The following is a 21,590-nucleotide window of genomic DNA, read 5'->3' as shown; positions in this document are numbered from 1 at the left end:
CGCGACGGAAACTGCGCCGCGCCCCGTATCAGGAACATGGTCGGCGCGAGACAGGCCGGCAGAACAAGAAGGAAGAGACCGAGATGAAACATATGTATCTGATCGCCGGGCTGGTTGCGGGCGGGCTTGCTCTGAACGCGGGTGTCGCGCTGGCCAAGGGACCGGGGTTTCCGATGGGTCCGGGAACGATCAGTTTCGAGTCGCTCGACACCGATGGCAACGGCGAGATCAGCCGCGACGAGGTCCAGGCCATGGCACAGACGCGCTTCAACGAGGCCGATACCAATGCCGACGGCAAGCTGGACGCGGCGGAGATGGTCGCTCAGGCGAACAAGCGCACCGAAGAGCGCGTGGCCGCGATGATCAAGAACCTCGACAAGGACGGCGACGGCGTACTGAGCACGGAAGAAATGCCCCATGCCGATCGCGGGATGAAGATGTTCGACGTACTGGACGCCGATGACAGCGGCACCGTCTCGAAGGAGGAATTCGCCGAGATGCGGGACCGGATGCGCGAGCATCACGGCGAGAAGCGCAAGTCCAAGAACTGAGCGCCGTGGCGGCCCTGGCCGACATAGGCAATGCTCCGGCGGATCCCTCCGCCGGGGCCGACACGGACGCGGCCCTGCTGGCCGCCTTCGCGGCCGGCGACCGCATGGCCGCCGGCCAACTCACCACGCGGCTGGGGCCGCGGGTTTTCGGACTGGCGCTGCGGCTTCTGGGCGACCGGGCCGAGGCGGAGGACGTGGCGCAGGAGGCGATGCTGCGGCTCTGGCGGATTGCACCGGACTGGCGGCATGGCGAGGCTCGGGTCACCACCTGGCTGTATCGTGTCACGGTGAATCTGGTGACCGACCGGCGACGTCGCGGGCGCGACCGGATGTCACCGCTGGATCAAGTGGACGAACCCGCCGATCCCTCACCGGGCGTGGCCCGGCAGATGCTGGACGCGCAGCGCCACGATGCCTTGCAGGCAGCGTTGATGCAGCTGCCCGAACGGCAACGCGAGGCGGTGGTTCTGCGCCACATCGAGGAACTGGGCAATCCGGAGATTGCCGGGATCATGGACATCAGCACCGAGGCGGTCGAGAGCCTGACCGCCCGGGGCAAACGGGCGCTGGCGGCGATCCTTGCCGGGCAGCGTGCAGACCTGGGGTATGACGATGACTGAGCGCGATTTCGACATGACCACGCTCGACAGCATGTTCGCCGCCGCGCGGGCGGCACCGCCGGAAATGCCGGCGGGGCTCGCGGCGCGGATGCTGGCTGATGCCGCGCGCGAAAGCGCCTTCCGGCAGGCGCGGCGCGCGCCCGTTGCGGCACCGGGCTGGCGGGCGCAGCTGGCCGAGGCCATCGGCGGCTGGTTCGGGGTCGGCGGTCTGGCCGCGGCCTGCGCGGCCGGGCTCTGGATCGGCCTTGCCCCTCCGGACGGGCTGCCCGATCCGGTTGGCCTGTGGGAGCAGAGCCAGACCACATATGACCTGTTACAGGGCAGCGACCTTGCCCTCGCCCTTTCGGAGGACGGATAAATGGACATGCCCCCCCCTGCCCCGCAACCTGCCCGCAGCCGCTGGTGGCTGCGCGGCCTGCTGATCGCCTCGCTGGCGCTAAACCTGCTGTTTGTCGGGCTGGCGGTTGGCGCCGCGATGCGGTTCGGCGGGCACGACGGCAAACGGCCGCCGCCCTCGGTCGGATCGGCGCTGTATCGGGCGATGCCGCAGGAGGATCGGGTGGCAATGCGCGAGGAGATGCGCAAGCTGCGCGACGCCGACCGGGGCACGACGCGAAAGGCGGATGCCGAACGGATCGCCGAAGCCTTGCGCCAGACGCCGTTCAACCAGACTGCGCTGGGCGAGCTGGTTCATCAGCAGATGACGCGGCAGAGCGGGTGGTTTACCGCTACCCAGACCGCCTGGCTGGAACGGGTCGCGGCGATGAGCGCCGAGGAGCGCGAGGCTTATGCCGAAAGGCTGCTCGAGGTGATCGAACAGAAGCCGAAAAAGCGCGGCTGGTTCGGCAAGGATGACGATTGATCAGGCGGCCGGGCGGATCAGGGATATCTTGTTCCGCCCGGCGCCCTTGGCCGCATAGAGCGCCTGATCTGCCTGGGCGATGAGAACATCGGCCTCGACCGCGGCCTGGCTGGTCTTGCCGGGTTGCCCCATGACGACGCCGATACTGATGGTCACGTCGAGCCGCATGTCGCCAGACGGACGGAAGGGCCGGCTGTTGATTTCGCGGCACATGCGCCCTGCTATGGCCGTCGCCTCGCCCTGGTCGATATCCGGCAGAACCATCATGAATTCTTCGCCTCCGATCCGGGCCAGCATGTCCTGCGGACGGAGAACAAGGCCAAGCCGCCGCGCGGTTTCCACCAGCACGGCATCGCCGGTCGGGTGGCCGTGGCGGTCGTTGACCCGCTTGAAGTGATCGAGATCGGCCAGCATGACCGCAAAGCTGCGACGGAGTTCCGCCGCACGCCGCGCCGTTCGCGTCAACCATGGCAGCGCGTAGCGGCGGTTGTAGAGCCCTGTCATCGGGTCAATCACTGCCTCACGCAGGCCGTCGCGCACGGATGCGCGCATATGGTCGGCTATCGCCTTGCGGTTGAGATGGGTGGCGAGACGCAGAGAGAGCTCCTGGGCGTTGAAGCCGTCGGAGAGGACGTCGGTGGCGCCTCGATCCAGCGCCTCGGCCGCGGTGGCGTCATCCTTCGGCTCGGTCACTGCGATGATCACGGCGTTGCAGGTGGTTGTCCGTGCCCGAAGGTAGGCGATCAGGTCGAGACCGCGCAGATTGCCGCCGGGACCGACACGGATCACAAAGGCATCGGTCAGCGGCGCATCTATCAGGCGCGCGATATCGCCCGAGCCTACGGTGGCAAAGCGCAGCCCCTGGCGGGATGGCAACTGGTCGGCCCATTGCCGGGCCAAATCAGCCCCTCCCGCCAGCAGCACCACCCGCGCGGGTGGCGCGAACTGCGCGCCTGCCTCGGAAAAGCCGAGCGGTGTCGGACCGTTGCCCGAACCCGACAGGCGGAACTGTTCCACCGTGCTGCGCATCCTGAGCAGGCTGCGGATGCGGGCCTGAAGAAGCCGGTCGTCGACAGGCTGATTCAGCACGTCATCCAAGCCCGCGGCAAGCGCCCGCATCCGCGCCGCGCCGTCATTCTGAACCGCGATGGCCAGGATCGGGATCAGCGCCAGGACCGGATCCGCGGCAAGCCGTTCGCGCAGTTCTATCGCGCCGCCGTCTGGCAGCGTCATCGCGGCAACAATCAGATCGGGCTGCGTACGCTGAACCAGTTCGACAATCCCTTCCATGCACTCGGCCTGGACGACGTGGTAATAGGCTGCCGAAAGCTGCACCTTCAGCATGATTCGGTTGGTGACGATCCCGTCAACGATCAGAACGGTAGCCTGCACGCCGCGGCCTTTCGCACTTGTTTCAAACTTGAAAAGAAGTGTTTACCATAGACGTTAACAAACCCTTTCCGACTGCGCAGAAGGTTCAAAATTTGTCCATTTCCGCCGATGCTGCCGAAACCCTTTCGCTGCAGGCGCTGGCCTGGATGGCCGGCCAGGACGATCTGCTGGTCGTCTTCCTGGGCGAGAGCGGGATCTCCGAACGCGACCTGAAGGAATCTGCCGGCTCTCCTGAAGTATTGGCCGCTGTGCTCGACTTCCTGATGATGAACGATGCGTGGGTGACCGGGTTCTGCGACAGCATGAGTTTGCCTTACGACCGGGTCGCGATGGCCCGCGCCGCGCTGCCGGGCGGGCAGCAGTATCACTGGACCTGAAGGCCGGACATGACTATCGAGGCACTGATTTTCGACAAGGACGGCACGCTGTTCGATTTCGTCGGCACCTGGGCGAAATGGGCCGAGGGCCTGTTGCTGCGCATCGCCGGGGACGACCGCGCGCGGGCGGAGCGGATCGGACAGGAGATCGGTTTTGATCTGGCTGCGCTGCGGTTCGTGCCGGGCAGCGTGGTGATCGCCAACACGCCGCTGGAGATTGCGACGGTGATGGCGCCATTGGTGCCGGAAATGTCGCGGGACGAGATCTTCGACCTGATCAATGAGGAGGCCGAGATCGTAACCCAGTCGGAGGTCTTGCCGCTGGCGCCCTTCCTTGAGGGGTTACGGCAGCGCGGGCTGCGGCTGGGCGTGGCGACGAACGATACCGAGGCGCCGGCGATGGCGCATCTGGAGGCGGCCGGGGTGCGCGGGCATTTCGATTTCATCGCGGGCTGTGACAGTGGCCATGGGGCCAAGCCGGGGCCTGGCCAACTGCTGGCCTTCGCGGCAGCCATCGGCGTGGATCCGGCGCGGATTGCGATGGTCGGGGACAGCACCCATGACCTGTTTGCCGGGCGCACTGCGGGCATGCAGACGGTGGGCGTGCTGACCGGCGTGGCCGGGCACGAGGATCTGGCCCCCCATGCGGATGTCGTTCTGCCCGATATCGGCCACCTGCCCGCCTGGCTGGATCGCTGAGCCCGCCGTTTTCCCGCCGCTGACAGGAAAAGCGACCATCCCTGTCGCATTCGGAACGGCAGATGCCGCTGCGCTGCAGTCTGCTGAACTCCGATATCTGCGGAGGTCATCATGGCGGACATTGACACCAAACGGCGGCGCGGCGGCGGACGGGCGGGAAATGCGGCCCGGCGCGGCGGTGCCGTGATCGAGCAGATGCCCTGGCGCCTGCCGGTGAACATCGACCGCCCGACCGAGCCGCTGAGCGCGGATGGGGTGATGGCGATCCATGAGGGCGCGATGCGTATCCTCGAGGAGATCGGCATCGTCTTCCTGAACCCCGAGGCACTGGAAATCTTCAAGCAAGCCGGCTGCAAGGTCGAAGGCGAATTGGTGAAGATGGGCCGCGACTGGGTGATGGAGATGGTGCGCCGGGCGCCGGCCCAGTTCACTATCACGCCGCGCAATCCGGATCGCGAATTGATCATCGGCGGCAATTACATGCTGTTCGGCAATGTCTCGTCGCCGCCGAACTACTGGGACATGGAGATTGGGCGCAAGGTGCCCGGCACCCGAGAGATGTGCGCCAACCTGTTGAAGCTGACGCAGTATTTCAACTGTATCCACTTTGCGGGCGGCTATCCGGTCGAGCCGGTGGACATCCATGCCTCTGTCCGGCACCTCGACGTGCTCTATGACAAGCTCACCCTGACAGACAAGGCGATGCACGCCTACTCGCTGGGGAAGGAGCGGGTCGAAGATGTGATGGAGATGGTGAAGATCGCGGGGGGGCTGACGGAGGAAGAGTTCCGCGCGAAACCGCGGATGTATACCAACATCAACTCCACCTCGCCTCTGAAGCACGATTTTCCGATGATCGACGGCTGCCTGCGGCTGATCCGGCGCGGACAGGCTGTGGTGGTCACGCCCTTCACGCTGGCGGGCGCCATGGCACCGGTGACGATGGCGGGCGCGGTGGCGCAATCGATCGCCGAGGCGCTGTGCGCGATCGCTTTGTTCCAATACGTCCAGCCGGGCTGTCCCTGCGTGATCGGGACCTTCACCAGCAACGTCGACATGAAGTCCGGCGCGCCGGCCTTTGGCACGCCCGAATACATGCGCGCGACGCAGATGACCGGGCAGTTGGCACGATTCTACGGGCTGCCGATGCGGTCGTCCGGGGTCTGCGCGGCCAACGTGCCGGACGGACAGGCGATGTGGGAGACGTCGAACAGCCTTTGGGCGGCGGTGCAATCGGGCAGCCATGTGGTCTATCACGCGGCCGGCTGGCTGGAGGGCGGGCTGATCGCCAGCCCGGAAAAGTTCATCATGGACTGCGAGGTGCTGCAGCAAATCCAGCGCTATATGGAGCCGGACACCTTTGCGACCGGACCGGAGGACATTGCCTTTGACGCGATCAAGGAGGTGGGGAATTCGGGGCACTTCTTCGGAATCCAGCATACGCAGGACCGCTATACGACTGCGTTTTACCAACCTTTCCTGAGCGACTGGAAGAACTTCGAGGGATGGGAGGCCGCCGGCGCGGTCTGGACGCCGGAGCGGGCGCATCACATGTTCAAGGAGATCATCGGCAGCTTCGAGCCGCCGCCGATGGATCCGGGCATCCGCGAGGAGCTGGCCGACTTCGTGGCGCGCCGGAAGGTGGAAGGCGGGGCGCCGACGGACTTCTGAGGTGAACCGGCGCCCGCAAACCGGCTGAATCCCGCCCAATCGCGCGGCCTGGGCGGCACTGGCGTAACGTTGCCGGAATGTCCCGATTCCGACCTTTCGAACCCAGTCCCGCATGCCTATAAGAAGACGCCTGCGCCGAGCGATATGAGTCGTAGGCCAACTGGTGAAGGTACGGGAAAGCACACAGATGGGTTTCTTCGATTTCCTCGGCGGTCTGTTCACAGCGGACATGGCGATCGACCTCGGCACGGCAAATACGCTGGTCTACGTCAAGGGACGAGGGATCATTCTGTCGGAGCCTTCCGTCGTCGCCTATCACATCAAGGACGGCGTCAAGAAGGTTCTGGCCGTGGGCGAGGATGCCAAGCTGATGCTGGGTCGCACGCCGGGGTCGATCCAGGCGATCCGGCCGATGCGGGAAGGCGTGATTGCCGATTTCGATACCGCGGAAGAGATGATCAAGCATTTCATCCGCAAGGTGCACAAACGGTCGACCTTTTCGAAGCCGAAGATCATCGTCTGCGTGCCGCATGGGGCGACCCCGGTTGAAAAGCGCGCGATCCGTCAGTCGGTGCTTTCGGCCGGCGCGCGCAAGGCGGGGCTGATCGCGGAACCGATCGCCGCCGCCATTGGCGCGGGGATGCCGATCACCGACCCGACCGGCAACATGGTCGTCGACATCGGCGGCGGGACGACCGAAGTGGCGGTGCTGTCCCTGGGCGACATCGTCTATGCGCGATCCGTACGTGTGGGCGGCGACCGGATGGACGAGGCGATTATCTCGTATCTGCGGCGGCAGCAAAACCTGCTGGTGGGCGAATCGACCGCCGAGCGGATCAAGACCAGCATCGGCACGGCGCGGATGCCGGATGACGGGCGCGGCAGTTCGATGCAGATTCGCGGGCGCGACCTGCTGAACGGCGTGCCGAAGGAAATCGAGATCAGCCAGGCCCAGGTGGCCGAGGCGCTGGCGGAGCCGGTGCAGCAGATCTGCGAGGCGGTGATGACCGCGCTGGAAGCCACCCCGCCGGATCTGGCCGCAGATATCGTCGACCGGGGCGTCATGCTGACCGGTGGCGGCGCGTTGCTGGGCGATCTCGACCTGGCTCTGCGCGAACAGACCGGGCTGGCGGTGTCTATTGCTGACGAATCGTTGAACTGCGTGGCCCTTGGAACGGGCAAGGCGCTGGAATACGAGAAGCAGCTGCGCCACGCGATTGACTACGACAGCTGAGGCGCGCACCTTTCGGGTGACGCACCGCCCCGTTGGGTCAGGATACCAAGAGGGCTGCATTGGCCAGGGACCGATCACAGCGCGATGACTATACCGACCCTCTGCGCCGGCTCTTGCTGGGGGTTCTCTGTCTGTGCCTGCTTGCGATCTTCCTGGTCTGGCGAATCGACAGCCCTCGGGTCGAGAAGTTCCGCGCCCAGGTCGTGGATGCTGTGGTGCCGAACATGGACTGGGCGCTGGCGCCGGTGACGGCGACGATCAACCTGATCCGCGATTTCCAGAGCTACCAGCGGCTGAACGACCAGAACCGCGAGTTGCGCAACGAGCTGAGGCAGATGCAGGCCTGGAAAGAGGCGGCCCTGCAGCTGGAACAGGAAAACGCGCGCCTGCTCGATCTCAACAACGTGCGACTGGACCCGCGGCTGACCTTCGTGACCGGCGTGGTGATGGCGGACAGCGGCTCTCCGTTCCGCCAATCGGTGCTGCTGAACGTGGGCGCGCGGGACGGGATCGTGGACGGCTGGGCGGCAATGGACGGGATCGGGCTGGTGGGCCGGATCTCGGGCACCGGGGCGACGACTTCGCGCGTGATCCTTCTGACCGACGCGGCGAGTTCGGTGCCGGCCACGATCCAGCCCTCGGGACAAAGCGCGCTGATCAAGGGCGATAACACGGTCGCACCGCTGATCGACTTCCTGGAGAACCCCGATACGGTTCGGCCGGGCGACCGGGTGGTGAGTTCGGGCGATGGTGGGGTGTTTCCTGCCGGGCTGCTGATCGGACAGGTGGCGGTGGCGCCGTCGGGACGGCTGCGGGTGCGGCTGGCGGCCGATTACGAACGGCTGGAGTTCCTGCGCGTGCTGCGCCATCACGGCACCGAAACGCTGAGCGATCCGGGCGGGCTCGTGCTGCCCTCGGCCAGCGCAGCGCCCGAGAGTGCGGTGGCCGGCGATGGCTGAACCGGCAGGGGCGCATGTCTGGTCGATGCGGATCGCCTTTGCCCTGCTCGCTATGGCGATCGTATTCTTTCACCTGATCCCGCTGGATACGGTGCCGCCGCGCTGGGCCCCGCCCGATCTGCTCATGGCTTTCGCCTTTGCCTGGGTGCTGCGCCGTCCCGAGTTCGTGCCGCCGCTGCTTCTGGCGGTGGTGATGCTTCTGGCCGACCTGCTGTTTCAACGCCCGCCGGGATTGCAGGCGATGCTGGTGGTAATGGGGGCGGAATATCTGAAATACCGTACCGCCGGGCTGAGCGAATCCACGTTCCTACGCGAATGGGCGACGGTGGCGCTGGTGATCACCGGGGTGACCCTGCTCAACCGGCTGTTTCTGGGCATGACGCTGGTGCCGCTGCCGGCATTCGGCCTGGCTCTCATCCAGATGATTCTGACTGTTGCGACCTATCCCGTGGTCGCACTGGTCACCCGGTCGGTGATGGGGGTGCGCCGACAGACTCCGGGTGATGCAGGTGGTCTGGGAGCACGAGGATGAGACGGCCGGGGCGCAATGCGGAGCACTCGCAGGCCAAGCTGACGCGGCGCAGCCTGGTCGTAGGCGGGCTGCAACTGGGCTTTGTCGGGCTGCTGGCTGCGCGGATGCGATACATGCAGGTCGAACAGGCGGATCAGTTCCGCCTGCTGGCCGAGGAGAACCGGATCAATATCCGTCTGATCGCGCCGACGCGCGGCGAGATCTTCGACCGCAATGGCATTGCCCTGGCGCGCAATGTGCCGAGCTATCGCATCGTTATCGTACCGGAGGACGCGGGCAACGTGACCGAGGTGATCCAGCGGCTGGCCGGCCTGATCGAGCTGGATTCGGAAGAGCTGGACCGCGCCCTGGTCGAGATCGAGCGGACGCGCACCACGCCTTTCCTGCCGGTCACGCTGGCCGATCGTGTGGGCTGGGAGGCGATCAGCCGGGTGGCGGTCAACGCCCCTGCCCTACCCGGCATCACGCCGGAGGTGGGGCTGACCCGTATCTACCCGCGCAGCGCGGATACCGCGCATGTCGTGGGGTATGTCGGCCCGGTGTCGGACTATGACCTGGAGCGGATTCAGGACCCCGAGCCAGTGCTGCGCATCCCGCGTTTCCAGATCGGCAAGGTGGGACTGGAGGCCAAGGAAGAAGAGCAGCTGCGCGGCAAGGCGGGTGCAAAACGGGTAGAGGTCAATGCGACCGGCCGCGTGATGCGCGAGCTCGACCGGCGCGAGGGCCAGCGGGGGGCCGACCTGCAACTGACGCTGGACGCCGATCTGCAGGCCTACGTCCAGGCCCGTCTGCGCGGCGAAAGCGCGAGCGCCGTCGTGGTCGATTGCGAGACTGGCGACCTGCGCGCCGTCAGCTCGGCCCCGAGCTTCGACCCAAACCTGTTCGTGCGGGGCATCTCGGTCGCCGATTATCAGAGCCTGACCGGGGACGACCACCGCCCGCTGGCGAACAAATCGGTGCAGGGCACCTATCCGCCGGGGTCGATCTTCAAGATGATCACCGCGCTGGCGGCGCTGGAGGAAGGGCTGGTGCGGCCCGACGACACCGTCTATTGCCCCGGCCACCTTGAGGTCTCGGGCCGGCGCTTTCACTGCTGGAAACGGGCAGGCCACGGTCACGTCGACCTGCAAAATTCGCTTAAGCAGAGCTGTGACGTCTATTACTATGATCTGGCTCTCAAGGTCGGGATCGACAAGATCTCGGCGATGGCCAACCGTTTCGGCCTGGGCGTCCGGCACGACATTCCCATGTCGGCGGTGGCGGCGGGGCTGACGCCGGACCGCGAGTGGAAGCAACGGGTGCACAAGCAGGACTGGCTGGTCGGGGATACGGTCAACGCCTCGATCGGTCAGGGGTATCTGCTGGCCTCGCCCTTGCAGCTGGCGCTGATGACCGCGCGGATCGCCACAGGGCGCGAGCTGATGCCACGGCTGGTCAAGTCGGTGGACGGAGTCGAGACCCCGATTACCGGGAGCGACTCGCTGGGCATCAACGAGAACAACCTGCGCCAGATCCGGAAGGCGATGTTCGCGGTCAGCAACGACCGGCGGGGCACGGCCTATCGCGCGCGGATCATCGACGACGCCTTCCGCATGGCCGGCAAGACCGGCACCAGCCAGGTGCGCAATATCACGGCGGCAGAGCGCGCCTCGGGGGTGATCAACAACGCCGACTTGCCTTGGGCGCGGCGCGACCACGCGCTGTTCGTCAGCTTCGCGCCCTTCGACAAGCCGAAATACGCCTGCTGCGTCGTCGTCGAGCACGGCGGCGGCGGGTCTACCGTTGCCGGACCGGTGGCCCGGGATATCCTGTTGCAGGCGTTGTTCGAAGGCACGCCGCCTCTGACCGCCTATCCGGAAGCGGACCGCGGCAAGATCAAGGCGCAGCAGGAACGGCTTCAGCGCGAGCAGGTCGAGCGCGAGGGCAACGAGAGCAACCGCGCATGAGTTATCTTGAGTATAACGTCAAATCGACGCCCAGCGGCCTGTCGAAGATCCTCTATCTCAACTGGGGGCTGACGCTGCTGATCCTCAGCGTGGCGAGTGTCGGATTCCTGCAGCTTTATTCCGTCGCGGGGGGGTCGCTGACACCCTGGGCCGAGCCCCAGATGAAGCGGTTTGCTCTCGGACTCGCCGCCATGCTGGTCGTGGCGATGGTTCCGATCTGGTTCTGGCGCAACGTCTCGGCGGTGGCCTATGCGCTGTCCGTGCTGCTGCTGGTGGCCGTGGAGCTGATCGGGGTCGAGGGCAAGGGCGCGCAGCGATGGATCGACATCGGCTTCATGCGGCTGCAGCCTTCCGAACTCATGAAAATAACGCTCGTCATGGTGCTGGCAGCCTATTACGACTGGCTGCCCGCCTATCGCACATCGCGGCCCTTCTGGGTGTTCCTGCCGGTTGCGATCATCCTGATCCCGACCGCCCTGGTTCTGAAGCAGCCCGACCTTGGCACAGCGATCCTGCTGGTCACCGCCGGCGGCGGGCTGATGTTCCTTGCGGGGGTGCACTGGGCGTATTTCGCCGCCGTTATCGCCTCGGGTGTCGGGCTGGTGGCGGCGGTGTTCGAAAGCCGCGGGACGACTTGGCAGCTGATCAAGGATTATCAGTTCCGCCGGATCGACACCTTTCTCGATCCGGCGTCGGACCCGTTGGGCGCAGGCTATCACATCACGCAGTCGAAGATCGCGTTGGGATCGGGAGGCTGGGCCGGGCGCGGGTTCATGCAGGGCACCCAGTCGCGGCTGAACTTCCTGCCCGAGAAGCACACCGACTTCATCTTTACAACGCTGGCAGAGGAGTTCGGCTTTGTCGGCGGCGTGTCCTTGCTGACGCTTTACGCGTTGATCATCGTCTTTTGCATCGCCACGGCCCTGGCCACGCGCGACCGCTATTCGTCGCTGGTGACACAGGGGGTGGCGATCACGTTCTTCCTGTTCTTTGCCGTGAACATGTCGATGGTGATGGGGCTGGCCCCGGTTGTCGGCGTGCCGCTGCCGATGGTGAGCTATGGCGGCTCGGCCATGCTGGTGCTGATGGTAGCCTTTGGCCTGGTGCAGAGTTCGCATATACACCGCCCGCGCGGGCGTTCGAGGTAAGAGATGACTGTAAACGTACTTTTCGCGGCGCTGCCCCAGCGCTGGGACAGCTACCGGGCGCCGCTGACCGAGGCGCTTCGCGAGGCCGGCGTGGAGGCCGACCTGCGCACCGATTTCCCGCCCGAGGAGGTCGATTACATCGTCTATGCGCCCAACAGTTCCGTGCAGGATTTCACACATTACACGCGGTTGAAGGCCGTGCTGAACCTATGGGCCGGGGTCGAGAGTGTGACCGGCAATGTGACGCTGAAGGTTCCGCTGGCGCGGATGGTCGACCATGGGTTGCGGCAGGGCATGGTGGAATGGGTCACGGGCCATGTGCTGCGCCATCATCTGGGCATGGACAAGCACATCCGCGGGCTGACACCGGGCGACTGGCCGCAGGATTTTCCGCCGCTGGCCGAAGACCGGCAGGTGAGCGTGCTGGGTATGGGCGAGCTGGGTGCAGCCTGCGCGACGACGCTGGCGCGGCTTGGCTTTGCGGTGAGCGGCTGGAGCCGGTCGCCGAAGTCCGTCGAAGGGGTCATCTGTCTGGACGGGCCCGACGGGCTGAGGCAGGCGCTGTCGACAGCGGAAATCCTGGTGCTCCTGCTGCCGGATACGGCGGCGACGCAGAACCTGATCGATGCGGACGCCCTTGCCTTGATGCCGAAGGGGGCAGTGATCGTGAACCCGGGGCGCGGCACGCTGATCGACGACGACGCCCTTCTGGCGGCGCTGGATTCGGGCGATATCGCCCATGCCACGCTGGATGTGTTCCGGGTCGAGCCTTTGCCGGCCGATCACCGGTTCTGGCACCACCCGCGGGTGACCGTGACGCCGCATATCGCCTCGGAAACCCGGCCGAAGACGGCCTCGCGTGTCATTGCCGAAAATGTGCGGCGCGGCGAGGCGGGGGAACCGTTCCTGCATCTGGTGGACCGCGCCGCGGGATACTGAGCAGCTTAGGGCTGACCCCGAAAGGTCCCCTGCCGTTTGGCTGGCGGCGCGGGGCTCTGCCCCGCCGCGTTTCGCGCGGCTCTCCGGAGCATTTTCAAGAAAAGAAGAGGCGCGCAGCGCACGCCTCTTCTGGTCTTTCCGGCAGGCGTTTCAGGCCGCGAGCCCGCGACCCTTGAGCAAGGCGTCCACCCCCGGCAGGCGGCCGCGGAAGGCGACGTAGAGTTCGGCCGGGTCGCGCGAGCCGCCGGTGGAAAGGATGTTCTGTTCCAGCGCGCGGGCGCGTTCGGGGTCGAAGGCGCTGCCTGCTTCCTCGAAGGCGGCAAAGGCATCGGCATCCATCACTTCGGACCACATGTAGCTGTAATAGCCCGAGGAATAGCCGTCGCCCGAGAAGACATGGGCGAATTGCGGCGTGGCGTGGCGCATGGTGATGGCGTGCGGCATACCGAGGTCGGCGAGCACGTCTGCCTGCGTGGCCATCGGGTCGACCGGCGCAGGGCCATCGTGGAAGGCAAGATCGACGAGGGCCGAGGCGACATATTCGACCGTCTGGAAGCCCTGATCGAAATTCGCGGCTTCCAGCACCTTGTCGAGCATATCTTGCGGCATGGGTTCGCCGGTCTTTGCGTGGGTGGCGAATTCCTTGAGCACCTCGGGCACTTCCAGCCAGTGTTCGTAGAGCTGGCTGGGCAGTTCCACGAAGTCGCGCGCGACCGAGGTACCGGAGATGCTCTCATAGGTCACGTCCGACAGCATCTGATGCAGGGCGTGGCCGAATTCGTGGAACAGCGTGCGGGCGTCGTCGTAGGAGAGGAGCGCCGGTGAACCCTTGGCGAAGTTGCAGACGTTGATGACGACCGGCGCCTGCTCCTCGGGGAACTTCGCCTGGGCGCGCATCGCCGAGCACCAGGCGCCCGAGCGTTTCGAGCCGCGCGCAAAATAGTCGCCAATGAAGACGGCGACATGCTTGCCGTCGCGCGTCACTTCCCAGGCGCGGCAATCGGGGTGATAGAGCGGCACGTCGAGCGGGCGGAAGTCGAGATTGAACAGACGGTGGGCGCAGGCAAAGGCGGCCTCGATCATACGGTCGAGCTGGAGGTAGGGTTTCAGCGCCGCCTCATCCAGATCGTGTTCGGCGTGGCGGCGTTTCTCGGCGTAGTAGCGCCAGTCCCAAGGCTCCAGAGCGCCGTTGATGCCGTCTTCGTGCAACATCTCTTCGAGCCGGGCGCCATCGGCCTCGGCCCTCGCGCGGGCCGGGCCCCAGACCGCCATCAGCAGATCCCGGACCCGGTCCGGGGTACCGGCCATCTCGGGTTCGAGCTTGTAGGTGGCGAAGTTGGGGTAGCCGAGCAGGGTTGCCCGTTCCTCGCGCAGTTTCAGGATTTCGGCCGCGATGGCGCGGTTGTCCGTCTTGCCGCCATTGGCGCCACGCGCGACCCAGGCACGGAAGGCCCTTTCGCGCAGGTCGCGGCGGGGCGAGAACTGCAGGAAGGGCACGATCAGCGAGCGGGAGAGCGTCACAACCGGACCCTTCGCGCCCTTCTCGGCACCGGCAGCGCGGGCGGCGTCGACCACGAAATCGGGCAGACCTTCCAGGTCGGCGTCGGAGAGGTCCATGAACCAGTCGCGCTCGTCGGCCAGCAGGTTCTGGGTGAATTCGGTGCCAAGTGTTGCAAGCCGGCCCTTGATCGCCTTCATCCGGGCCTCTTCTTCGCCCTGCAGCGCCGCGCCCGAGCGCACGAAGGCTCGGTGATGCAGCATGAGCACCCTGGCCTGTTCGGCGCCGAGGCCAAGGGTATCGCGCTGTTCCCACAGGGTTGCGAGGCGGTGAAACAGCGCCTTGTTGGCGGAAATCTCGGCGTAATGGGCGGCGAGCCTGGGCGAGAAGGCGCGCTGCAGCTCTTCCCGCCTGGGATTACTGTCCGCGCCCGAGACGGTGTAGAAGACGCCCAGAACCTGATCCAGCGCCGCGCCGGCCGCCTCGAGTGCCTCGACCGTATTGGCGAAAGTCGGAGGTGCGGGGTTATCGGCGATGGCGGCGATCTCGGCGCTGTGCTCTTCGAGCGCGATGTCGAGAGCGGGGGCGAAATCTTCGTCGGTGATCTTGTCGAAGGGCGCCAGTTCGAAAGGGGTTTTCCAATCGGCGAGCAACGGGTTGGTCATGCAGGTCTCCTTTGGCCGTCAAGCTAGGCGTGCGGCGGCGCAGGGTCCAGCCCCGGTGCCGCGACTGTGCGCGCTCGGGCGGGTGTCGTGCCGCAGATCGGACAGCTGTCGCGCCGGTGCAGTGCGATCTTTCGGGTTTCGCCGTAAAGGCCGTCGTAGATCAGCATCTCGCCCCGCAGCACCGCACCCGCGCCGGTGATCAGCTTGACGGCCTCCATGGCCATCATTGCGCCGATTGCGCCGGGCAGCGGGCCGGCAACGCCGGCCTCGGAACAGCTGGGGGCAAGGCCGGGCGCCGGAGCTTCGGGGAAGATGCATTGATAACATGGGCCGCCGCGGGCCGGGTCGAAGACACTGACCTGCCCTTCCCATTGCGAGAGCGCGCCCGATATCAGCGGCTTGCCGGTGGCGACGGCTGTCCGGTTCGAGAGATAACGGGTATCAAAGTTGTCGGTGCCGTCCAGGATCACGTCATAGTCGGCGAAGAGGTCCGCGGCGATCGTTTCATCAAGGCGACGTTGATAAGGGCGGACGACCACATGGGGATTCTGCGCCAGCATCGCGGCTTCGGCCGAGAAGACCTTGGGCTTGCCGATATCGGCGTCGCGGTGGATGACCTGGCGTTGCAGGTTGGCGTTATCGACCACGTCGTCGTCGATGACGCCTACGGTGCCAACACCGCAGGCGGCGAGATATTGCAGGACGGGCGCGCCAAGGCCGCCGGCGCCGATCACCAGAACGCTGGCCTGTTTCAACTTCTTCTGACCCGGCCCGCCGATTTCGCGCAGCACGATATGGCGGGCGTAGCGTTCGAGTTCCGTTTCGGAAAATGTGCCTGTCTTCTCCACCTTCACCTCCGCCTTTTGCGCCCGTCGGCGCAATCCGGCGACGACGCTGCCATAGCCCAGACCCAGAGCCGCGAGGGCGCCCACGATCAGCCAAGGGCCGGGACTGCCGCCGGTGGCCACGCGCAGAGGTTGACCGACAGGCAGCGCGAGCTGTGCGGCCAATATCCCGGCATAGAGCAGCGCAAGCACTGCCTCCCGCACGCCGCGCCGCACCCGGAGCAAGGCGCCGAGCATCCAGAGGGCCGCTCCAAAGGCCAGGACCGCCAGCATCAGCTGCGTCCGGTAGAGCCGAAGCCGCCGGTTCCGCGTGCTGTATCGGCTATGGTGTTGACCGTCTCGAAGACTGCGCGCACCACCGGGGCGACGACGATCTGCGCGATGCGTTCTCCATGCAAAACGGTGAAGGGTTCGGTGCCGGCATTCATCAGGATCACGCCGAGCGGGCCGCGATAGTCGCTGTCAATGGTGCCGGGACTGTTGGGCAAGGTGATGCCGTGTTTGAGGGCGAGGCCCGAGCGCGGACGGATCTGCACCTCGTAGCCTTCGGGTATTTCAAGGCGCAGGCCGGTCGGAATCAGCGCGCGCGCGCCCGGGGCCAGCAAAATCTCGCCCCGGTCGGGCAGGTTCGCGCGGATATCCGCACCGGCCGCGCCGGCGGTTTCGTAGGAGGGCAGCGCGACATCGATGTCTGCGCCTTCGTCCCGCTTGATCCGGATCAGAACCACCCCTGCCCCTTCTTCTCTTTCCAAATACGCATTACTTCGCCAGTGCCTCGGCGATCCGTCCGGCCAGCGCGCGGGCGACCTCGTCCTTGGCCATGCGCGGCCATTCCTCGGCGCCCAGATCGGTGATCAGCACCACCGCGTTCTCGGTGCCGCCCATGATGCCGGTTGCGGGGCTCACATCGTTGGCAACGATCCAGTCACAGCCCTTGCGGGTGCGCTTGGCCGTGGCGTGGGCGACGACATCGTCGGTCTCGGCGGCGAAGCCGACAACCAGACGGGGGCGGCGTTCGCCCAGCTTCGATACGGTGGCGAGAATGTCCGGGTTCTCGGCGAAGGTGAGGTTCGGCATCCCGTCTCGGGTCTTCTTCAGCTTGCGGTCCGAGGTGCTGGCGACGCGCCAGTCGGCAACGGCGGCGGCGAAGATACCGGCATCGACCGGCAGCGCGGCCTCGACCGCCTGCGCCATCTGATGCGCGGTTTCGACCCTCACAACCCGGACGTCCTGTGGCGGCGGCACAGAGGCCGGACCCGTGATGAAGATCACGTCGGCCCCCAACGCGGCCAGCGCGCGGGCAATGGCGGTGCCCTGCGCGCCCGAGGAGCGATTTGCGATATAACGCACAGGATCAATGGGTTCATGCGTCGGGCCCGAAGTCACGAGGATACGCCTGCCGGCAAGGGGACCGCCGGAGAGTGCGGCGGAAACGGCGGAGACGATCTCCAGCGGTTCCGCCATGCGGCCGGGGCCGAACTCGCCACAGGCCATCGATCCCTCGTTCGGCCCGATCACGACAACTCCATCGGCCTTGAGCTGAGCCAGGTTGCGCTGCGTCGCGGGATGGTCCCACATGCGGACGTTCATCGCGGGGGCGATCAGCACGCGCTTGTCAGTCGCCATGAGCAGGGTCGAGGCGAGGTCATTGGCCAGACCGTTGGCCATCTTGGCCATCAGATCGGCCGTCGCCGGGGCGACCACCACCAGATCGGCGGCGCGGGAGAGCTGAATATGGCCCATCTCGGCCTCGGCGGTCAGGTCGAAGAGATCGCGATGCACCGCCTGTCCAGCCAGCGCCGACACTGACAGCGGCGTGACAAATTCCTCGCCCGCGCGGGTCAGCACGGGAACGACGGTGGCGCCCCTCTCTTGCAGGCGGCGGATCAGGTCGAGCGACTTGTAGGCGGCGATGCCGCCGCCGATGATCAGAAGGATACGCTTGTCAGCGAGCATGTGCGATGCCCCGTTGGGTCGGACCGACACGAGCATAGAGCCTCGTGCAGGCAGGCGACACCGGTATTCTTACGATCCTTGTGGAAAAGCTCAGCCGCCGCGCAGTGCCGCGCAGGGGTCGCTTCGTTTCACAAGCGGGCCGGGCCAGACAAGATCGTAAATGCCGTCGATCCGATCGCCTTCGGCCTGACCGACCGTCAGAACAGACACCTCCGGGCGCAGCCGGGTCAGCACCTCGGGGATGCCGCCGTCGCGACGGGCGTGGCCGTTGCCGGTGATGACAATTACCGGTGCGCCCCATGTGTCCAGAGCCGCAAGCGCCGCGCGGGTCAGCATCGCGTCGCGCAGGCGCTGCAGATCGACCATGCCGGGCAGGAGTTCGGGGGGAAGTGCATTGCAATGCGCCTCGGCCTGTTCGGCGAGGCGAGCGGTCTGGATGGAGTCCGGTAACGGTATGGTCAGGCCGTAGGCCTCGGCCTCTGGGCCGAAGCTGGCGACAATGCCGGTTGACAGCGCGGCGCGGGCCGCATCGCGCGGCAGGGCGGCGCCGAGGATCTGCGCCGCGGGCGCCGCTGACAAGATGGGGCTGTACATGGCGAAGTCAGGCCAACCTGCTTTGGACCAGGCCTCGGCCACATGGTCGGCATCGTCACGAAGGTCATCGCGGATTTCGGACGCCTGTTCTGCCGTGAGCATCTCGAAAACCAGTGCGGAGGGCTGAAGCGCCGCGACGGCCTCGGCCTGACGCTGGTGATGGCCGGGATTGTCGTGGATTTCGCCCAGGATGACGATATCGGCCCCGGCAAGCTGCGCATAATCGGAAGACGCTGTCGCCGCCTGCGCGGAGAGCAGCGTGAACGCAAAAACAAGTCCTCTCATGCGAGGAACTCGAATACCTCTTCGTTGCGGGATGCAAGCGTCTTCCGCATCTTTGCGAAGGCCGCGACCTCGAGCTGACGTACGCGTTCCTTCGAGAGGCCAAGCTCGTCGCCGAGACTTTCAAGGGTTCGGGGCTCGTCGCGCAGCTTGCGTTCGCGCAGAATCAGCCGTTCGCGCGCGGTAAGTTCGCCCAACGCGGCCAGAAGCCATGCGCGCAGATGCGCAGTATCGTGACGATCTTCGACCAGTTCAGCCGCCTGAGTGGCGTCGTCCTCGAGAACGTCTATCCATTCGCGCCCGTCCTCATCGGCCGACTGCACGGCGTTCAGCGAGAAATCGGAACCTGCCAAGCGGCCCGCCATCAGTTCGACATCCGCCAGTGGCACGCCGATTTCGGTCGCGATAAGCTGGCGCAGCTGATGTTGATCGAGCGTCTCGCCCTGTGCCTCGGCCTCGCGTTCCAGCCGAGCCTGGACGCGGCGCATGTTGAAGAACAGGGACTTTTGTGCCGAGGTGGATCCCGTTCGCACCATCGACCAGTTCCGCATCACGAAATCCTGGATCGACGCCTTGATCCACCAGACTGCGTAGGTTGAGAAGCGCACGCCGCGATCGGGATCGAATTTGTCAGCCGCCTTCATCAGACCCAGCCCCGCCTCCTGGATCAAATCGTTCATTGGTGCGCCGTAGCGGCGGAACTTGGCGGCCATCGAGATCGCGAGGCGCATATAGGCCGTGATCAGGCGGTGCAGCGCCGCCTCGTCGCGCTGGTCTCGCCAAGCGTAGGCCAGAGCAAGTTCGGTGTCGGCGTCAAGGAGTTCCGCTTTCATCGCGCGTCGCGACATCCTGCGGTCATCAGCTGTATCAAGTGGCATCGTGGTTCCCCTTGCTCCGGCCAGCCTTGTTCAGGCGTGTCTCAGTGTTTACGGAGAGTAACGCGCACCGGATCAATCGGGTTTCACGTTATGGTGTTTGAAAAGGTTATCTTTGTATTGGGCGGCGCCGCCTCGGGCAAATCGGCCTATGCGGAATCTCTTTTTGTGGGCGCGCGAAACCCCGTGTATATCGCGTCGGCTCAGGCCTTTGATGCGGAGATGCGCGACAAGATCGATCTGCACATCAAGAGACGTGGGACAAATTGGCGCACCTTGGAGGCGCCCATGGATGCGGCTGACGCAATAGGAGCGCTTCGCCCTGATGAAAGCTGCCTTTTCGATTGCGCGACACTCTGGCTGTCAAACCATTTGCTGGCCGAAAGCGATCTTGCGGCAGAGCAGTCCCGGCTTCTGGCCGCCATCCGAGACTGCAAGGCGGCGCTGGTGGTGGTGAGCAGCGAGGTTGGCCAGGGGGTGGTTCCCGACAACGCTCTGGCCCGGCGGTTCCGCGAGGCGCAGGGCCGGCTGAACATCGAGCTGGCGGCCTGCGCCGCGACCGTCGTGCATGTGGTCGCCGGACTGCCCCGCGCGCTGAAGGGAGAGTTGCCATGACCCGTCTGTTCCTTGTCCGCCACGGGCCAACGCATGCGAAGAGCTTTGTCGGATGGTCCGATCTGCCCGCGGATCTGAGCGATGCCGGCGCTGTGGCGCGGCTGTCGGCGCATCTTCCGAAGTCGGCTCTGGTGGTTTCTTCCGATCTGGTGCGCGCCGCCGCCACCGCGGATGCGATTCAGGGGGGGCGCGAACGGCTGCCGCACCATCGCGATCTTCGCGAATTCAACTTCGGGGATTGGGAGTTGCTCAGCTTCCGCGAGGTGGAAGTGCGCGATGCGGAGTTGGCGCGGGCCTATTGGACGACGCCGGGCGATATTCGCCCGCCCGGGGGCGAGAGCTGGAACGACGCCCGCCTGCGGGTCGATGCGGCACTGGACGGTCTACTGGCCGAGAATCCCGGACGGGATTTGGTGGTCGTGGCGCATATCGGGGTGATCCTGGGACAGGTGCAGCGCGCGCTGGGCGTCGATCCGGCGGAGGTGATCGGGCACAAGATCGACAATCTTTCGGTGACTCATCTGACCCGGCACACCGACGGTTGGGAGGTTGGCGCAATCAATCACCTTCCGTGATGGGATGCCGCACAAACTTCGGTTTTGCGGGGTACGCTCCGCCGATTAGGGTCCGGCCCATGACATACGATCTTTATATCGGAGACCGCGCGTTCTCCAGCTGGTCGCTGCGTGGGTGGCTGATGTTCGAGAAATTCGACATTCCTGTGCGCACACATCTCGTTGGGCTCTATTCGGGCACGATGCAGGCGGATCTCGCTCCGCTGGCGCCTGCCCGGCTGGTGCCGGCAGTTTTGACGCCTGAGGGCACGCCGATCGGCGAGAGCCTTGCCATTGCCGAAACGCTGGCCGAGCGGCATCCCCAGGCCGGGCACTGGCCGTCCGATCCCGCGCAGCGTGCGACCGCGCGCTGGCTGTGTTCGGAGATGGCCACCGGTTTCCGGGAGCTACGCACTGCGTGCCCGATGCAGCTGCTGCGCAGCTACAGCGGATTTGCGCCCTCGGCCGGGGTGCGTGCTGATCTCGAGCGGATCGAGACGCTGTTCGCTCATGCGCGGAAGCTGTCGGGGGCTAGCGATGGCTGGCTGTTTGGCGACTATTCGCTGGCGGATGTCTTCTACACACCGGTTGCGGCGCGGGTCGTCGGATACGGTCTGCCCGTCGCCGAAGACACGCGCGAGTATTGCCTGGCTTTGCTGAGCGATACGGCCGCTCAGGCGTGGCGGAAGGCGGCTTTGGAAATCTCTTACAACCCAGAGCCTTACCGAATGGACCTGCCATCGGAGGATTGGCCGGTCCCGCTTTTGAAGTAAAAC

The 21,590-nt window shown here is 65.7% G+C and carries 23 protein-coding genes; 16 read left to right on the top strand and 7 right to left on the bottom strand.

The window, feature by feature from the left end:
- The first annotated feature begins 83 nt into the window (after positions 1-83).
- Genes ACFO5X_RS16175 through ACFO5X_RS16160 form a run of 4 tightly spaced genes read left to right on the top strand, consistent with a single transcriptional unit; the run spans position 84 to position 2,033 of the window.
- Positions 84-551: an EF-hand domain-containing protein gene (locus ACFO5X_RS16175; protein WP_380718743.1), complete on the top strand. Its 468-nt coding sequence runs from the start codon at positions 84-86 to the stop codon at positions 549-551.
- A 14-nt stretch (positions 552-565) separates the two neighbouring features.
- Positions 566-1,171, top strand: a complete 606-nt coding sequence (locus tag ACFO5X_RS16170) for an RNA polymerase sigma factor (RefSeq protein WP_380719536.1) — start codon at positions 566-568, stop codon at positions 1,169-1,171.
- Positions 1,164-1,529, top strand: a complete 366-nt coding sequence (locus ACFO5X_RS16165) for a hypothetical protein (protein ID WP_380718741.1) — start codon at positions 1,164-1,166, stop codon at positions 1,527-1,529. Before ACFO5X_RS16170 ends, ACFO5X_RS16165 begins: the two co-directional genes overlap by 8 nt.
- Entirely contained in the window at positions 1,530-2,033 is a 504-nt protein-coding gene (locus ACFO5X_RS16160; protein ID WP_380718739.1) for a periplasmic heavy metal sensor, read from the top strand.
- Here the strand turns inward: ACFO5X_RS16160 and ACFO5X_RS16155 are convergent, their stop codons facing one another.
- Positions 2,034-3,425, bottom strand: coding sequence for a diguanylate cyclase (locus tag ACFO5X_RS16155; RefSeq protein WP_380718737.1), 1,392 nt, complete (start codon positions 3,423-3,425; stop codon positions 2,034-2,036).
- A gap of 92 nt (positions 3,426-3,517) precedes the next feature.
- On the opposite strand from ACFO5X_RS16155, the gene ACFO5X_RS16150 reads away from it, so the two are divergent.
- The 9 genes from ACFO5X_RS16150 to ACFO5X_RS16110 all read left to right on the top strand — a co-directional run bounded on the left by ACFO5X_RS16150 (position 3,518) and on the right by ACFO5X_RS16110 (position 12,930).
- Positions 3,518-3,802, top strand: coding sequence for a DUF3572 domain-containing protein (locus ACFO5X_RS16150; RefSeq protein ID WP_380718735.1), 285 nt, complete (start codon positions 3,518-3,520; stop codon positions 3,800-3,802).
- Positions 3,803-3,811: 9 nt separating this feature from the next.
- Complete coding sequence (locus ACFO5X_RS16145; protein ID WP_380718732.1) at positions 3,812-4,501, top strand: HAD family hydrolase; 690 nt, start codon at positions 3,812-3,814, stop codon at positions 4,499-4,501.
- Between the two features lie 111 nt (positions 4,502-4,612).
- Positions 4,613-6,172, top strand: coding sequence for a trimethylamine methyltransferase family protein (locus ACFO5X_RS16140; RefSeq protein WP_380718730.1), 1,560 nt, complete (start codon positions 4,613-4,615; stop codon positions 6,170-6,172).
- Between the two features lie 187 nt (positions 6,173-6,359).
- On the top strand, positions 6,360-7,406 hold the full coding sequence (locus tag ACFO5X_RS16135; protein WP_380718728.1) for a rod shape-determining protein: 1,047 nt from the start codon (positions 6,360-6,362) through the stop codon (positions 7,404-7,406).
- Between the two features lie 59 nt (positions 7,407-7,465).
- Entirely contained in the window at positions 7,466-8,365 is a 900-nt protein-coding gene (gene mreC, locus ACFO5X_RS16130) for a rod shape-determining protein MreC (RefSeq protein ID WP_380718726.1), read from the top strand.
- On the top strand, positions 8,358-8,897 hold the full coding sequence (locus ACFO5X_RS16125; RefSeq protein WP_380718724.1) for a rod shape-determining protein MreD: 540 nt from the start codon (positions 8,358-8,360) through the stop codon (positions 8,895-8,897). The genes mreC and ACFO5X_RS16125 overlap by 8 nt, the downstream gene beginning before the upstream one ends.
- Complete coding sequence (mrdA, locus tag ACFO5X_RS16120; protein WP_380718722.1) at positions 8,894-10,843, top strand: penicillin-binding protein 2; 1,950 nt, start codon at positions 8,894-8,896, stop codon at positions 10,841-10,843. Before ACFO5X_RS16125 ends, mrdA begins: the two co-directional genes overlap by 4 nt.
- Positions 10,840-11,991, top strand: a complete 1,152-nt coding sequence (rodA, locus tag ACFO5X_RS16115; RefSeq protein ID WP_380718720.1) for a rod shape-determining protein RodA — start codon at positions 10,840-10,842, stop codon at positions 11,989-11,991. Before mrdA ends, rodA begins: the two co-directional genes overlap by 4 nt.
- 3 nt (positions 11,992-11,994) lie before the next feature.
- Positions 11,995-12,930, top strand: coding sequence for a 2-hydroxyacid dehydrogenase (locus tag ACFO5X_RS16110; RefSeq protein WP_380718718.1), 936 nt, complete (start codon positions 11,995-11,997; stop codon positions 12,928-12,930).
- Between the two features lie 150 nt (positions 12,931-13,080).
- On the opposite strand, the gene ACFO5X_RS16105 is transcribed toward ACFO5X_RS16110, so the two are convergent.
- From ACFO5X_RS16105 to ACFO5X_RS16080, 6 genes are all read right to left on the bottom strand, one after another.
- On the bottom strand, positions 13,081-15,093 hold the full coding sequence (locus ACFO5X_RS16105) for a M3 family metallopeptidase (protein ID WP_380718716.1): 2,013 nt from the start codon (positions 15,091-15,093) through the stop codon (positions 13,081-13,083).
- A 23-nt stretch (positions 15,094-15,116) separates the two neighbouring features.
- The gene (locus ACFO5X_RS16100) at positions 15,117-16,211 is read right to left on the bottom strand and encodes a HesA/MoeB/ThiF family protein (RefSeq protein WP_380718714.1); all 1,095 of its coding nucleotides are present in this window, start codon (positions 16,209-16,211) and stop codon (positions 15,117-15,119) included.
- The gene (gene dut, locus ACFO5X_RS16095; protein ID WP_380718712.1) at positions 16,211-16,666 is read right to left on the bottom strand and encodes a dUTP diphosphatase; all 456 of its coding nucleotides are present in this window, start codon (positions 16,664-16,666) and stop codon (positions 16,211-16,213) included. The genes ACFO5X_RS16100 and dut overlap by 1 nt, the downstream gene beginning before the upstream one ends.
- Positions 16,667-16,697: 31 nt before the next feature.
- Positions 16,698-17,894, bottom strand: coding sequence for a bifunctional phosphopantothenoylcysteine decarboxylase/phosphopantothenate--cysteine ligase CoaBC (coaBC, locus tag ACFO5X_RS16090; protein ID WP_380718710.1), 1,197 nt, complete (start codon positions 17,892-17,894; stop codon positions 16,698-16,700).
- Positions 17,895-17,984: 90 nt separating this feature from the next.
- Complete coding sequence (locus ACFO5X_RS16085; protein WP_380718708.1) at positions 17,985-18,773, bottom strand: ChaN family lipoprotein; 789 nt, start codon at positions 18,771-18,773, stop codon at positions 17,985-17,987.
- Positions 18,770-19,648, bottom strand: coding sequence for an RNA polymerase factor sigma-32 (locus ACFO5X_RS16080; protein WP_380718706.1), 879 nt, complete (start codon positions 19,646-19,648; stop codon positions 18,770-18,772). The genes ACFO5X_RS16085 and ACFO5X_RS16080 overlap by 4 nt, the downstream gene beginning before the upstream one ends.
- Positions 19,649-19,738: 90 nt before the next feature.
- On the opposite strand from ACFO5X_RS16080, the gene cobU reads away from it, so the two are divergent.
- Genes cobU through ACFO5X_RS16065 form a run of 3 tightly spaced genes read left to right on the top strand, consistent with a single transcriptional unit; the run spans position 19,739 to position 21,587 of the window.
- A complete protein-coding gene (gene cobU / locus ACFO5X_RS16075) occupies positions 19,739-20,260 on the top strand; it encodes a bifunctional adenosylcobinamide kinase/adenosylcobinamide-phosphate guanylyltransferase (RefSeq protein WP_380718704.1) in 522 nt (173 codons plus the stop codon).
- The gene (locus ACFO5X_RS16070; protein ID WP_380718702.1) at positions 20,257-20,835 is read left to right on the top strand and encodes a histidine phosphatase family protein; all 579 of its coding nucleotides are present in this window, start codon (positions 20,257-20,259) and stop codon (positions 20,833-20,835) included. The genes cobU and ACFO5X_RS16070 overlap by 4 nt, the downstream gene beginning before the upstream one ends.
- Positions 20,836-20,894: 59 nt before the next feature.
- Positions 20,895-21,587, top strand: a complete 693-nt coding sequence (locus tag ACFO5X_RS16065; RefSeq protein ID WP_380718700.1) for a glutathione S-transferase — start codon at positions 20,895-20,897, stop codon at positions 21,585-21,587.
- Positions 21,588-21,590 lie beyond the last annotated feature (3 nt).

The sequence above is a fragment of the Seohaeicola nanhaiensis genome, from assembly GCF_042654245.1.
Classification (GTDB): domain Bacteria; phylum Pseudomonadota; class Alphaproteobacteria; order Rhodobacterales; family Rhodobacteraceae; genus Seohaeicola_A; species Seohaeicola_A nanhaiensis.
This window is presented reverse-complemented; position numbering and strand designations above follow the sequence as displayed.

Coding starts and splice junctions, on each gene's coding strand:
- ACFO5X_RS16125 (WP_380718724.1), top strand. CDS start 8,358: ATGGCTGAACCGGCAGGGGCGCATGTCTGGTCGATGCGGATCGCCTTT.
- ACFO5X_RS16110 (WP_380718718.1), top strand. CDS start 11,995: ATGACTGTAAACGTACTTTTCGCGGCGCTGCCCCAGCGCTGGGACAGC.
- ACFO5X_RS16135 (WP_380718728.1), top strand. CDS start 6,360: ATGGGTTTCTTCGATTTCCTCGGCGGTCTGTTCACAGCGGACATGGCG.
- ACFO5X_RS16105 (WP_380718716.1), bottom strand. CDS start 15,093: ATGACCAACCCGTTGCTCGCCGATTGGAAAACCCCTTTCGAACTGGCG.
- ACFO5X_RS16070 (WP_380718702.1), top strand. CDS start 20,257: ATGACCCGTCTGTTCCTTGTCCGCCACGGGCCAACGCATGCGAAGAGC.
- ACFO5X_RS16145 (WP_380718732.1), top strand. CDS start 3,812: ATGACTATCGAGGCACTGATTTTCGACAAGGACGGCACGCTGTTCGAT.
- mrdA (WP_380718722.1), top strand. CDS start 8,894: ATGAGACGGCCGGGGCGCAATGCGGAGCACTCGCAGGCCAAGCTGACG.
- ACFO5X_RS16140 (WP_380718730.1), top strand. CDS start 4,613: ATGGCGGACATTGACACCAAACGGCGGCGCGGCGGCGGACGGGCGGGA.
- ACFO5X_RS16100 (WP_380718714.1), bottom strand. CDS start 16,211: ATGCTGGCGGTCCTGGCCTTTGGAGCGGCCCTCTGGATGCTCGGCGCC.
- rodA (WP_380718720.1), top strand. CDS start 10,840: ATGAGTTATCTTGAGTATAACGTCAAATCGACGCCCAGCGGCCTGTCG.
- ACFO5X_RS16160 (WP_380718739.1), top strand. CDS start 1,530: ATGGACATGCCCCCCCCTGCCCCGCAACCTGCCCGCAGCCGCTGGTGG.
- ACFO5X_RS16165 (WP_380718741.1), top strand. CDS start 1,164: ATGACTGAGCGCGATTTCGACATGACCACGCTCGACAGCATGTTCGCC.
- ACFO5X_RS16065 (WP_380718700.1), top strand. CDS start 20,895: ATGACATACGATCTTTATATCGGAGACCGCGCGTTCTCCAGCTGGTCG.
- coaBC (WP_380718710.1), bottom strand. CDS start 17,894: ATGCTCGCTGACAAGCGTATCCTTCTGATCATCGGCGGCGGCATCGCC.
- cobU (WP_380718704.1), top strand. CDS start 19,739: ATGGTGTTTGAAAAGGTTATCTTTGTATTGGGCGGCGCCGCCTCGGGC.
- ACFO5X_RS16175 (WP_380718743.1), top strand. CDS start 84: ATGAAACATATGTATCTGATCGCCGGGCTGGTTGCGGGCGGGCTTGCT.
- ACFO5X_RS16085 (WP_380718708.1), bottom strand. CDS start 18,773: ATGAGAGGACTTGTTTTTGCGTTCACGCTGCTCTCCGCGCAGGCGGCG.
- ACFO5X_RS16080 (WP_380718706.1), bottom strand. CDS start 19,648: ATGCCACTTGATACAGCTGATGACCGCAGGATGTCGCGACGCGCGATG.